The organism is Allocatenococcus thiocycli (genome assembly GCF_921292965.1).
In the GTDB taxonomy this organism is placed as follows: Bacteria; Pseudomonadota; Gammaproteobacteria; order Enterobacterales; family Vibrionaceae; genus Vibrio; species Vibrio natriegens.
On the sequence record NZ_CAKLCK010000030.1, the window covers coordinates 144,550 to 157,116 of the forward strand.

A 12,567-nucleotide genomic window follows, 5' to 3' on the forward strand; every position below is an offset into this window, starting at 1 on the left:
AAATTAAATCGCCTTTAGAACATAGCGAAACGGCCTGCGCTTATATCCAGCGACGTACCCGGTTTTTGTATTTCAGGTAATCTTCACCAAACAGCCTTTCTAACACGTGCTCTTCTGGCTTAATTTGGTAACGATTCATATAGGAGATAAACAGAGCACCACAAGGGATGACGCTAAGGTGCTGCCACCACAAACCCAGAGCGATAATAAGCAGCAACAGAGCCACATACATCGGGTTTCGGGTATAAGCGAAGACACCAGTATTTACGACAGATGACGCAGACTCCGGCTTAACTGGATTGACCGTTGTCTTCGCTTTACGAAATTCATAAACGCCGGCAATGCCAATAAAGCCCGATAACAGCGTTAAAGCAGCAACAACAAATTCGACAAAAGGGACTGTGATCTTAAATGTCGGCGTCAGTCCTTTCAGCCAATACATAAGTAAAACCACCAGCAAAAAGACCGCGACAGGTGGCACTCTAAGTTCAAGTTTTCTCAAGGTTCAAATCCTTTGAAGTCTCAAGTTGATGAGTCGATAAAAAGCCCAGCAGAACTGGGCTTATTCTTCATTGAAGTGATTAAATAAGTGTCAGCAACGCCTGAACCGGATGCTTCGGCTTAGTGCCTTCAAAACGTTTTACCTGACTTCGACAAGAGTAACCCGTGATGAGACATCGCTCGTTGTCCAACTTATCTAAGTTTGGCTTCCAGCTTAGGTTGTAAATGTCTTTCGACATCGTCACCTTATCAACCTCGTGCCCAAAAGTCCCCGCCATACCACAGCATCCAACCGGGACGGTATTTAGTACCGCACCGAAGTGAGAGAAAATTGCACCCCACTCTTTTTCTGCGTTTGGCATTTTGGTTTTTTCTGTACAGTGAGCAAACAGATACCAAGGTTCTTGCTGAGTAGACTCTACTGATGCGAAATCTTCCAGTCTTGGATAGAGCCATTCATGAGCGGTCAGTACCTCAAAGTCCCCACGCTTGCTACCCAGAACTTCGTTGTACTCGTCTCGGTAACAAAGCACTAATGCTGGGTCAACACCCACCATTGGAATGCCCAAATCGGCAACCAAAGATAAAAACTTCGCGGTATCCGTTGCTGTTTCTGAGAACTGGCGTAAAAAGCCTTTGATATGCTGCGCTTTACCATTTGGTTTAAATGGCAGTAAAACCGGATTCATTCCCAGTTTTTTTGTCAGCTTCACAAAATCCTCTACCACTTCGGCATCGTAATAGCTGGTAAACGGATCTTGAACGATCAGAACATGTTTGCTCTTCTGTTCTGAAGACAATCGAGACAACGCGGTGAGGTCATAAGCGGTTGTCAGAGATTCAACACGTTTTTGCAAAGTCGGTACAGACAGCAAAGGCGCATCCACGTAACCCACTGTCGATGCGGTTAGGCTTTTCACCCAAGATTGCTTCAGGACACCGTTCACAACACCAGGGGCTTTCGCCATCAGCGGTAACATGGTTTCAATGTTCGCCACCAGGTAATCTTTTGCAGGACGCTGGTAGCGAGAGTGATAAATATTTAAGAAGCGAGAACGGAAGCTCGGCACATCCACTTTAATCGGACACTGGCTGGCACACGCTTTACAAGCCAAACAGCCATTCATCGCCTCATAGACCTCATGAGAGAAATCATATTCATGACGACGGTTAATTGAATGACGAACGCGATCGATCATAGTTTTGATCGACGATTTGTTTTCCAATGCTTGTTGTTCAAGGTCGAGAATATCGATTCCTTGTTCCGTCAACTGACGTAACCACTCACGCACTAAGCCTGCACGACCTTTAGGAGAGTGACGACGGTCAGCCGTGACTTTCATCGATGGACACATTGGTGAGCTGGTGTCGTAGTTAAAACACAGGCCATTACCGTTACATTCCATCGCTTGCTTGAAGCTGTCGCGAACCTGAACATCTATCTGGCGATCAAAGTAACCACGTTTGGTGTCAGTTACTTTCACCAGCTCTGCATCACTGTCTAACGGCGTACAGATTTTGCCCGGGTTCATCTTGTTGTGAGGGTCAAACGCCGCTTTTACGCGTCTTAGCTCAGTAAACAGCTCTTCACCAAAGAATTCTGGTCCGTATTCTGAACGGAAACCTTTTCCGTGTTCACCCCACATCAAGCCGCCGTATTTCGCGACCAGCTTAACCACTTCATCTGAGAGTTCATGCATTAGCGCTTCTTGCTGCGGATCGCACAGATCCAGAGCAGGACGAACGTGCAATACGCCCGCATCGACATGGCCAAACATACCGTAGTTGAGAGACTTTCCGTCAAGCAGTTCGCGGAACTCAGCAATGAAATCGGCTAAGTTTTCTGGTGGGACACACGTATCTTCAGCAAACGGTACCGGTTTAGCACGACCTTTAGCCGCACCCAGCAGACCTACTGCTTTTTTACGCATGTTGTAAATACGGCCAATGCTCGCCACATCATTACACACCTGATAACCAATAATGCCCGCTTCTTCTGTTTTGAGCATGGTATCAAGTTTGGCAGTTAACGCTGCGACTTGAGAGGCGATCTCCTCAGCATCTTCGCCTGCGTATTCCACCATGTTGATACCAAGCATCTCTTTGTCTGGTACATCCGTGATGAGATCGCTGACCGTATGCCAAACAATATCTTGTTTCGCGAGGTTAAGAACTTTTGAGTCAACCGTTTCTACCGACATCGCGTTCGCTTGCACCATCAGTGGCGCGTTACGCAATGCTGAATCAAAACTGTTGTATTTAACGTTCACCAAGGTACGCACTTTAGGAATACGAGTCAGGTTTAACTTCGCTTCGGTGATAAAAGCAAGTGAACCCTCTGCGCCACACAAAACGCGGGTGATATCGAAGCTACCATCCTCTTCGTTAAGTGCATTTTTCAGATCGTATCCAGTTAAGAAACGGTTTAAAGGTGGGAACTTATCGTTAATTTGTTGACGCTTTTCACGACAGACGGATTCGGTGACGTTCAGTGCGGTTGCGGCAAACTCGCCTTCTTCTGGATAACCATGAGACAAGTCAGACTCTAAAATCGAACCATCGGCAAAAACGGCTTGGAGTGAGAGGACATGATCCGACGTTTTGCCGTATTTCAATGATCCCTGACCAGAGGCGTCAGTGTTGACCATACCGCCGATAGTGGCGCGATTACTGGTGGATAAGTCAGGTGAGAAAAAATAACCATAAGGGCGTACTGCATCATTTAACTGGTCTTTAATCACACCAGTCTGAACGCGTACCCAGCCTTCTTCCTCATTGATTTCAAGCACTTTGTTCATGTGGCGAGATAAGTCAACCACAATGCCTTTCGTTAGGGACTGCCCATTAGTACCAGTACCGCCACCGCGAGGTGAGAACGTGATTCGCTCGTATTTTTCTTTATTGCTCAGTTTACCAATAAGCGCAACATCTTGCGTTGTTCTTGGATGAACAACAGCCTGAGGTAACTGCTGGTACACACTGTTGTCAGTGGAAACCGCAAGTCGGCTTGAATATTGGCTTTCTATATCGCCGGTGAATCCAGCTTGTTCAAGCTCTTTTAAAAAAATCAGAACAAGAGGGTCGACGTCAGTTTGCGAGTGTAATCTTGGTAACATTTGCTTCCTGCCCCTACGACGCTGATCCTATCAGCTGCGGGTTATCTAATTATTTTACTCAATCCTCAAGCTGCTTTTCGAAAGAGTCTCGAGACAGGCAGTAGAGTTAGAGTGGAGTGATTTTCTTCGGGTTTGATCACTTTACAACATTTGAAAAAGCGATTAAATCAGAATCTCAATACAATATTGAAACTTATGCTTTATTTCTTGACTATTAATGCCTTACATTGAGAAAAAAATCGCCTTTCTCAATGAGCTTTCAGAATGAAAAAGAATAAAGTAGTAACCACAGAAGATATCCTTCTAAAACTTTGCCAGTCAGTTTCTGGCGTCCTTACCTCTGCCACCTCATCCCAAGTCAACTATTCCGCCATGGTGCAAAAGATCAACAAAACCAGCCTTAAGCCAGATTTTGGTTGTTTTGTCTTGTTTGATGGTGGATTCACCGGCTTAGTTGTCATTAACTTTACGGCCAAAGCCGCACTTGAGATCTACACCAATTACATGCGTAATATGGGCATGCCCGAAGAAGAACTGGCCATCTCTCATACATCCGATGAAGTGGCCGATGTGCTTGGTGAGCTGATGAATCAATTAGTGGGTGACTTCACGAATAAAATCCGTAAAGAGTTACAAACTATCATCACGCAAAATCAGCCTAAAATGCTGTCACTGAATAAACAGGTAATTTTGCAGGTAGACACCAACCTTGATCGCCCTCAGGCGCGCCGTGTGACGTTCTCTACCGCAAATAACAACATCTTTTACCTTGAACTGGCTATGGATAAAACCGAGTTTATTCAGCTGGAAGAATTTGAAATCGCTGAAGACGAAAACCCGGATGATATTCTGGAAGCCACTCGCAAAAAGATGGCAGAAAAGGAAACTCAGGAATCACTTGCAACAGATGAAGCTAATGACTTGTTAAACCAACTGGGCTTGTAACTGCGTACAACATCGTTGTCCCTCCATATCAGAGAAATCTGACCTTCTGAATAGAATGCAGAAATACCACGCTCCGGCTCGCAACGGGGCGTTTTCCTTCTTTAGCCGTCGCATTGTATTTCGTTTTTATGTCAAAAAAGGTAATATATCTGACTTCATAAATTTTCTGCTTTAGTAATTGGTTGTCGATGGATAAACAAAAAGCCCTGAAAAAAATCGCCAAGTGTTTAGAACTGGGTAACTCTGCCAACGTCAATGAGGCCGCAAATGCCATCAAGATGGCTCACCGCCTGATGATGAAGTATGGTCTGGACAAAGATGACATTGAGTTCATCAAAATGGGAAAAACACAGTCTTCCCATCTATTACCTGCGAACATAAGTTCTACCATTTTGCGCGTGATTCGTGGCATCAACACCAAATTTGGCGTTGAAGCGGTACTGCTGAATCACAAAGGGCTTAAACGCGTTGAGTTTATTGGTGAAGCGGACCGTGCGATTTTCGCCGCCTTTGCGTTCGATATTATCTATCGTGAAATGAACGAAAGTACTGGCCAATTCCGCAACAGTTTTGCTGGTAGTGGTACTTCTTCAATGGAAGTGACACGCCGCGTGAACTCGTTTGTCTCAGGTTGGGTTGAAGGTGCGATTGAAAAGCTCCCTGTTATCTCTCCAGACGAAGAGTCGGCCAACAAAATCAACGACTATATCGACAAAGAATTCAAAAACATCGATCGCGAAACGTTCAAGAAGCAACTTAAAGAAGCGATGAAAAACCTCACTGCAGACTATGAAGTTGGTCTGAAGAAGGGTCGAAAAGTTTCGGTGAACCGCGGGGTGGGTGGCGAGCAAGCACGTAAAATGCTCAACAATCACTCAGAATAACCTCCTCTATCAGGCCAAATATGTCAATGGCTTAGCAAACCCATTGATCTTATTTGGCCTAAGTAAGACAATTCTTACAATTTTCTGGTTCCATCTTACTTTCACCTAACAAAACTTAAGAACAGCTGATTAATAATTTATATCTCAATTTTATAAAGCAGCGTTTCGCCTCATTTTTATACGGAGATTTTCCCTTGAAAAAGCTGTCTATAGCACTTGCTCTAGTGCTTGCTCTTACAGGCTGTCAAGCCACTCAACGTCAAAATGCCACAACTGGTGAATACGAAACCAACTCCACGACCCTGGGAGCCTTAACCGGTGCCGTTGCTGGTGCAGCTATCGGGTTAGCAACAGGTGACAATGCTAAAGAGCGTCGTCAACGTGCTTTGATCGGCGCAGCTGCTGGTGGTGCAACAGGTGCTGGCGTGGGTTACTACTTTGACAAACAAGAAGCGGCACTACGTCAGGAATTGCTGAATTCTGGTGTACAAGTTCAACGTGTTGGTGAAAACCAGCTTCTGCTTCGTATGGAAAACGGTATTGGCTTCGCGTCAGATTCATACCAATTGGATTACGGCATCCACAACACGCTTCGTGGTGTTGCTCGTATCCTTGTTGAATACCCAGATACCAGCCTTGTGATTGACGGCTACACCGACAGCACAGGCAGTGAGTCACACAACCAGTCACTATCTGAAAACCGCGCAGAATCGGTACGTCAGTTCCTGATACAGCAAAATGTGGCAGCTGGACGTGCAATTGCACGCGGCTATGGTGAACGTAACCCACTGTGTTCAAATCAGACAACTGAAGGCCGCGCTTGTAACCGCCGCGTTGAAATCCAAATCTTGCCTCTGAAGTGATTTGATAGCACCATTAGGTAATTACGGATAATTACCGGAGCAGGCCTAGAAATTGTTTCTAGGCCTGACAAACTAATGGCTTTCAAAACCGTCTTTATATTTATCTTGAGCAGTTGCCTCTCAAGTCTCGTATTTGCCTCCCAGTACCCTTCTTCAGCGGAAGACCAATTTAAACTGGCCATGAAGTCAGACTCAACGTCTCCGGAAGAAACTCGTTACTGGTTAGAACAATCCGCAAGCCAAGGCTACCTGCCCGCGCAAAAACAGTTAGCGGAAGATTATACTTTGGGATTAACGGGCTCAGTATCCTACCCTCAAGCCGCCTACTGGCTAAGCTCCATCGCTCTGAGTGATCCAGCAGATAATGGCTACGCCCTTGCCAGTTTCTTGGAAAAGCACCAGCAAAACATCACCACCGATGATTTAATCGAAGCGTGGTATCAACTTTCTGCAAAGCAAAACAAAGATGCAGAAATCGCGTACAACCATTTCCTAGAGCAACGTTTTAATCAGTTAAGAGCCAAACAAGTATCGGCAATGACTGAGTTGGACCAAAGCTCCGCTGAAGCGCAACCAATGCAATCCGACGACATAAACCAAGCGAAAGGGTTTAGCGCCGAGCCGTTTCTTGCCATTGGTTTCTGTGGGTTAATGCTGAGTGCTGGTTGGTTTGGGTATAAAAAACAACAGCAAAAGCGCAAACTTCAATCGGTTGATGAAGAAAATCGAACCCGACAACTGGATGTGCAAGTGAAAGAGTTGGAATTCACCAATAAGCAATTAAAACGCCAGTTGGAGCAGGTATTTAGAGAGTTTAAGAAAGTCAAATCTGAATCCGCTCCCCATGATCTGACCATTGCCTGTGCTGTGTTTGGTTACACGCCAAATTCGATTCCACAAGCTCAAGCCGTAAAACTACGTTATCGTCAATTATCCAAGCTTTACCATCCCGATGCTCAAGGAAGTGAAGCAGAGATGAAACGTCTTAATCAAGCTTTTAGAACAATCACACAAAATGTTACAAAAGCGTGAATTTTCAATAATCATTAGAAACCACAACCTTTCATCCCCCACAAACAGGGAGCTGCAATCGATTTCCTTCTCAAAACAATTAACAGACATTTAACCTTCCCCACGTACTTGTGTCATAATGTGCTGCGAAAAATAACACCTAAAGACTCTAATTTTTCTAGGTGGGGAGAAAAATCAATGTTCACTGAAGAAGGCACCTGTGATTGGTGTAAGAAACCAGCTCTTATCACGCGACATGACTATGTAGATGGTAAACATCATAATTCATGTCAATCTTGTTACGATATGGCGAAAATCGATGTCCGCCTATTCAACCAAGGTGAATTGCAAATGCGTGAGCGTATGTCTCAACGTGCAAGCTGAAAACTCAAATCAATGGAACTGATTTCTAAAGGCGCCTCGTAGGCGCTTTTTTGTTATCTGCTCATCTCCACTGCCATGGAGAACCCGCCAAATACAGTAAAAAGTACTGTATAGACTGATCATAACCACTGTATATACAGTAGTTTTCTTTCCTTGATGCCCCACCAATATTGTTAGTTACTTCACATTTCGTAAGCCGTACCAAACATATCATCTAAAATTTAAATCTTTATGTTTCAATATTTTAAATAAAAACCCCAACAAAACGACGAAATTGCATTGCTTCAAAAAGCATAAAAACCAGTTGATCGATCCCTTAAAACAAACTACTGTATAGACATACAGCATGTATAAAGGAACAGTAAGATGCAGCTACACAGTCAAACTCAAACATACTCTCGTTACAATGTACTGGCACAAGCTACTCAACCCATGAATGTTTCTAACCAGCTTCTTTCTAAGCTGGCTGTACTGTCTCAGCAGAAACAATGGATTTTGTTTACGTCCGAGTGCCCTCGTCCCAACTTTGACCAGCTCACTGCTTCCAATATTTGTTGTAAAAACGTCATTCAGATGAAGCCATCCCAACAGCTTTCTGAAGTCGAAATTGTAGTTAAAGCGATACGCTCAGGTAACGCCAGTGCGGTTGTCGCATCAAATGACATAGCGCCGATGAATCAGTCTATGCTGCGTGATATTGGCCTACGTTATCAGTGTGAAGTCTTTTTCGTCGAAGGCAGAGTAAACCAGTATCACTAACAAGTTCGACGTTATCCATCCTGCATCTCGCCTCCATTCCATGGGGGCATTTTTTTACCTGTGACTTAGGGAATTAATAAATAAGGCAAACGTTTGCTTTTTCTCTGGCGAGTTAAAATAGTTCTGGTATGATGCCCACATTCGATTTATTCAGCTGCTTACTTTGGCTGAATATCTTCTCTTTATGACGTTTGATTAAGATGATAGGAATGTCGCAATGAGCCTTGCTAATCAAGTACTTGCCGTCAATGACGACCTGCCAATTCGCACTCACAAACCCGTTCACAGCGGTAAAGTTCGTTCAGTTTACTGGTTAACTGAAGAAGACAGCGCCCGCCTGATCAAAGAAAAAGGATACGATGTTGCCCCTGACGCGCCTCTGGCGATCATGGTGATCAGCGACCGTATTTCTGCTTTTGATTGCATTTGGCATGGAGAAGGCGGTCTGAAAGGTGTGCCTGGTAAAGGTGCCGCATTAAACGCGATCTCGAACCACTGGTTCAAACTATTTAAAGACAACGGCCTGGCTGACAGCCACATCTTAGATATTCCTCACCCGTTCGTTTGGATCGTACAGAAAGCAAAACCAGTTAAAATCGAAGCGATTTGCCGTAAGTACATCACAGGTTCTATGTGGCGCGCATACGCAAATGGTGAACGCGAGTTCTGTGGTATCCAGCTTCCTGAAGGTTTGGAAAAAGACAAAGCTCTACCAGAGTTATTGATGACACCTTCAACCAAAGGCATTTTAAAAGGTATCCCTGGTGTACCAGAAGCAGACGACGTAAACATCACTCGTCAGAACATCGTAGATAACTTCGAAGCATTTAACTTCTCTAGTGCAGACGATATTGCACTTTACGAAAAGCTATTGAAAGAAGGCTTTAATGTCATTAGCAATGCGCTAGAAGCGATTGATCAAATCTTTGTCGATACGAAGTTTGAGTTTGGTTACGTTCACGATGCAGCAGGCAACGAAAAACTGATTTACATGGATGAAGTTGGCACGCCAGATTCTTCACGTATTTGGGATGCAAAAGAGTACCAAGCAGGTAATATCGTTGAGAACTCAAAAGAAGGTTTCCGTCAGTTCCTGCTGAACCACTTCCCTGACCCAGATATCTTGCTGAACAAAGAGCGTATGCCTGAACGTGAGGCACTAGCTCGTGATAACGAACTGCCAGTTGATTCATTGATGGACATTTCCAAGACTTACATTGGTATTGCAGAAAAAATTACTGGTAAGCCAATTACGCTAAGCGAAAATCCAAAAGCCGAGATCATTGACGTTCTTAGCAAAGAATACGGGTTAATCGACTAAAACGTTCGATAGCCAACTGAAGTGTATTGATACAGAAAGTCCGCATTAATGCGGACTTTTTTCTTTGTGTGACTCAACCGGGTTAAACAATATTTAACGTAATACCGTCTGTCGTCGAAGCCGACTTTGTCGTGACCTGATAGTCTTTCGATTTAATGGTCGACACAAAATACCAAGTCGACTGCGCATTATCAGGCGTAAACGTCACTCGCATAAAGCCCCGTTGTTTAATATCCGTCCACTTTAGCTCTGAGACTAAATGCGGCAAAGTGAACTCCATTTGGGCAGTTACTGTTGAGTCCATGGCTAAATACGCTTCCAAACCCGGTGAACTGACTGAGCTGGTTGCAAATTCAACACCGACAGGAGTACCTGAAATGTCATGCAAAGCACTCGCCCATGCATTGTGCGTATCGCCCGCTAAACAGACAAAATTGCCAGCACTAGCGTTCGCTAATTGGTAAACTTTCTCTCGCTCTACGTAGTAACCATCCCAAGCATCCAGGTTATAAGGCAACGAGACGGGATCTGAACTTGGGTCAGACAGATAGTTAGTAATGGCTGTATTCACGGCCAATAAAGCCGCGGCTTGCTGATCTTCGGTCGCGGTAAACAATTGGAACATCGCAGTCATAACTGAGCTTGGTAACTCCATTTTAGACATCAGAACCTGTTGCCCCAATACATTCCATTTGGCATTACTCGTCGTAAATTCATTCATCAACCAAGCCAGTTGATCAGAGCCAAGTAGCTCTCTGTCGACACTTCGTGACTCAGCGACCAAGCCTGCAATGGCTTCTATGCTTGGTTCACTTAACGAAAAGTAATCCAATGGCTCATCACGACCAACTAATCGAGTATCGAGCATCATCAAGTTCACTAAGTTACCAAAGGAGAACTGGCGATAGATCAGCATACTTGAATAGCTATTCTCTCGTACGGGCAACCACTCAGTCCACGCCGCCGCTGCCGCTGCGCGTCTGTCATTAAAACTGCCTTCGTCATCTTGATGGTTTTCGGCGCCTTCTTTCCACGCATCATTCGCGAGTTCGTGGTCATCCCATACCGCGATCATCGGTAATTTCGCATGTAACGCCTGAAGATCAGCATCTTGGCGATATTGGGCGTATCGTTTTCGGTAGTCATCTAACGTCACACACTCCGTGCCTTTACTTGCCACTCGATCTAACGTCTCAGCGTCTTCACTGGCATACCCACCAGCACCATATTCATAGATGTAGTCCCCTAAATGAAGCACCACATCAAATGAAGCCTCTTCGTGCTGATTTAAAATCTCGCGATAGACATTGAAATACCCAGCCGGATAATTTGCGCAAGACACAACCGCCATTGATGCCTGTTCGACACTTTCATCCTGTAGAGTTTTGGTCTCTCCAACTCCGCTTACCACCTCACCAACCATAAAACGGTAGTAATAGTGAGTATTCGGATTGAGGTTGTTAACGTCGACTTTTACGGTAAAATCACGACTGGTATCCGTAGTGAACACTCCACTTTGTACTACATCTGAAAAGCCCTCATCTGAGGCAACTTGCCATGTCACATCAGCATAGTCAGCATCCGTGGTAACACGCGTCCAGATGATGACTTGAGTTTGAGTCGGATCGCCACTGGCGACGCCATAATCAAAGGAACCCACTACTAATTCAGAACTATCACTACCACAGCCAATGAGCCCGGCTGTAACTGCGGTCGAAGAAACTGCTTTCATGAAATCTCGACGAGAAATGGACATACTCACTTCCTTTCTTATTGTTTGTTTTGTTATTAGTTTTCACCTAACTGTCCATAGTCGATGAGCATGACTTATCTTATTGATTCACTGTAGATAAGTTACTAACCCATGCCGATGACAATCTGGTCTAATCAGTTAACCAAGAGCATTAAGTTAGAAGATAGTTGTGACAATTAGATTGCTGCACATAAAGAACATGCTAAATATAGTGCATATAAAGCCGCACCGTGATTTTTGAGGATTCGAGGTATCAGAGCAAAGGCTGACTGACGGTTGTAGGCAAACGCAAAAAAGTAGTCAGTATTGATGGGGGTCTAGAGCGATCCAGAGGGTGATCGCTCTAATCATGGCTGGAGAAAGACAGGCTCACAGTTTGATGTTTAGAATCTCTTGCTCTGTGGCATCAACTTTCAGATGGCTTCGCGACTCAATATACTCAATCTGCTTTAAGTCTAACGAATATGGCATGACAACACGCAGTTCTTCTATCCCTTCACCTTTTGCAAGTCGAGTTAACTCGACCAGATTCGACTCGTCACTATGACGTGAAGACATGGACTTTAATGCGGCGTCCCATAGACGGTCTTGTGGCTCACTGAGCTCTGCAAGGTTCTTTTTCCACATCAGACCAAAGATGGGGGCGATGGTGGCAAACGCGTCTAGGAAGGTCCACTTCTTACTTGCAGTAGCCCCTAGAAAACTGGTGTAGTCGAATTCAATGCATGTTTTATTTTGTTGATCCATTTTATGCTCCGACACTCAAATTGAGATATACCAACTATCGTTCAACTATTTTGATATAGCAATGGGATATAAGAGAATAGTCTTTTATGCCCTAATTTGCCGTCAAAAAGAAATATTAAAACCAGCCTTGTAACAAGTAATGTACAGCTTTTCTATATACGCAACCAATTGATTAATATTTCAATTTAAAAAAGAAACAATCCCATAAATATTCAATATATAAATACTTAACCAACAAACATTCACAAAGAAAATAAACTCGTATAACTAAGATATAAAATCG

At 44.2% G+C, this 12,567-nt stretch carries 11 protein-coding genes; 7 read left to right on the forward strand and 4 right to left on the reverse strand.

All coding sequences use genetic code 11. The annotated features are described in order from the left end of the window. Positions 1–40 precede the first annotated feature (40 nt). Positions 41–502: a methyltransferase family protein gene (locus L9Q40_RS12455; protein ID WP_014231601.1), complete on the reverse strand. Its 462-nt coding sequence runs from the start codon at positions 500–502 to the stop codon at positions 41–43. A gap of 79 nt (positions 503–581) precedes the next feature. Continuing rightward, on the reverse strand, positions 582–3,617 hold the full coding sequence (ydiJ, locus tag L9Q40_RS12460; protein WP_498793450.1) for a D-2-hydroxyglutarate dehydrogenase YdiJ: 3,036 nt from the start codon (positions 3,615–3,617) through the stop codon (positions 582–584). A gap of 264 nt (positions 3,618–3,881) precedes the next feature. On the opposite strand from ydiJ, the gene L9Q40_RS12465 reads away from it, so the two are divergent. The 7 genes from L9Q40_RS12465 to L9Q40_RS12495 all read left to right on the forward strand — a co-directional run bounded on the left by L9Q40_RS12465 (position 3,882) and on the right by L9Q40_RS12495 (position 9,784). Next, positions 3,882–4,562, forward strand: coding sequence for a DUF3334 family protein (locus tag L9Q40_RS12465; RefSeq protein ID WP_020333023.1), 681 nt, complete (start codon positions 3,882–3,884; stop codon positions 4,560–4,562). A gap of 188 nt (positions 4,563–4,750) precedes the next feature. Next, positions 4,751–5,446, forward strand: coding sequence for a DUF2786 domain-containing protein (locus tag L9Q40_RS12470; RefSeq protein WP_014231598.1), 696 nt, complete (start codon positions 4,751–4,753; stop codon positions 5,444–5,446). A 194-nt stretch (positions 5,447–5,640) separates the two neighbouring features. Continuing rightward, positions 5,641–6,309, forward strand: coding sequence for a YiaD family glycine zipper/OmpA-like lipoprotein (locus L9Q40_RS12475; protein ID WP_014231597.1), 669 nt, complete (start codon positions 5,641–5,643; stop codon positions 6,307–6,309). 75 nt (positions 6,310–6,384) lie between these two features. Beyond that, complete coding sequence (locus L9Q40_RS12480) at positions 6,385–7,341, forward strand: J domain-containing protein (RefSeq protein WP_498793453.1); 957 nt, start codon at positions 6,385–6,387, stop codon at positions 7,339–7,341. A 177-nt stretch (positions 7,342–7,518) separates the two neighbouring features. Then, complete coding sequence (locus tag L9Q40_RS12485; protein WP_014231595.1) at positions 7,519–7,704, forward strand: hypothetical protein; 186 nt, start codon at positions 7,519–7,521, stop codon at positions 7,702–7,704. Between the two features lie 366 nt (positions 7,705–8,070). After that, complete coding sequence (locus L9Q40_RS12490; RefSeq protein WP_014231594.1) at positions 8,071–8,463, forward strand: SulA-like leucine-rich domain-containing protein; 393 nt, start codon at positions 8,071–8,073, stop codon at positions 8,461–8,463. A gap of 217 nt (positions 8,464–8,680) precedes the next feature. Next, positions 8,681–9,784: a phosphoribosylaminoimidazolesuccinocarboxamide synthase gene (locus tag L9Q40_RS12495; protein WP_065296701.1), complete on the forward strand. Its 1,104-nt coding sequence runs from the start codon at positions 8,681–8,683 to the stop codon at positions 9,782–9,784. Positions 9,785–9,866: 82 nt separating this feature from the next. On the opposite strand, the gene L9Q40_RS12500 is transcribed toward L9Q40_RS12495, so the two are convergent. Further along, positions 9,867–11,540 carry an alkaline phosphatase D family protein gene (locus tag L9Q40_RS12500; RefSeq protein ID WP_498793456.1) on the reverse strand — a complete coding sequence of 558 codons (1,674 nt, stop codon included), beginning with the start codon at positions 11,538–11,540 and terminating at the stop codon, positions 9,867–9,869. Positions 11,541–11,906: 366 nt separating this feature from the next. Next, positions 11,907–12,284, reverse strand: a complete 378-nt coding sequence (locus L9Q40_RS12505; RefSeq protein ID WP_014231591.1) for a hypothetical protein — start codon at positions 12,282–12,284, stop codon at positions 11,907–11,909. Positions 12,285–12,567 lie beyond the last annotated feature (283 nt).

What these genes read in the sequence shown, in the direction of transcription:
- L9Q40_RS12500 (WP_498793456.1), bottom strand. Translation starts at nt 11,540, where the DNA reads ATGTCCATTTCTCGTCGAGATTTCATGAAAGCAGTTTCTTCGACCGCA.
- L9Q40_RS12505 (WP_014231591.1), bottom strand. Translation starts at nt 12,284, where the DNA reads ATGGATCAACAAAATAAAACATGCATTGAATTCGACTACACCAGTTTT.
- ydiJ (WP_498793450.1), bottom strand. Translation starts at nt 3,617, where the DNA reads ATGTTACCAAGATTACACTCGCAAACTGACGTCGACCCTCTTGTTCTG.
- L9Q40_RS12480 (WP_498793453.1), top strand. Translation starts at nt 6,385, where the DNA reads ATGGCTTTCAAAACCGTCTTTATATTTATCTTGAGCAGTTGCCTCTCA.
- L9Q40_RS12465 (WP_020333023.1), top strand. Translation starts at nt 3,882, where the DNA reads ATGAAAAAGAATAAAGTAGTAACCACAGAAGATATCCTTCTAAAACTT.
- L9Q40_RS12495 (WP_065296701.1), top strand. Translation starts at nt 8,681, where the DNA reads ATGAGCCTTGCTAATCAAGTACTTGCCGTCAATGACGACCTGCCAATT.
- L9Q40_RS12490 (WP_014231594.1), top strand. Translation starts at nt 8,071, where the DNA reads ATGCAGCTACACAGTCAAACTCAAACATACTCTCGTTACAATGTACTG.
- L9Q40_RS12470 (WP_014231598.1), top strand. Translation starts at nt 4,751, where the DNA reads ATGGATAAACAAAAAGCCCTGAAAAAAATCGCCAAGTGTTTAGAACTG.
- L9Q40_RS12485 (WP_014231595.1), top strand. Translation starts at nt 7,519, where the DNA reads ATGTTCACTGAAGAAGGCACCTGTGATTGGTGTAAGAAACCAGCTCTT.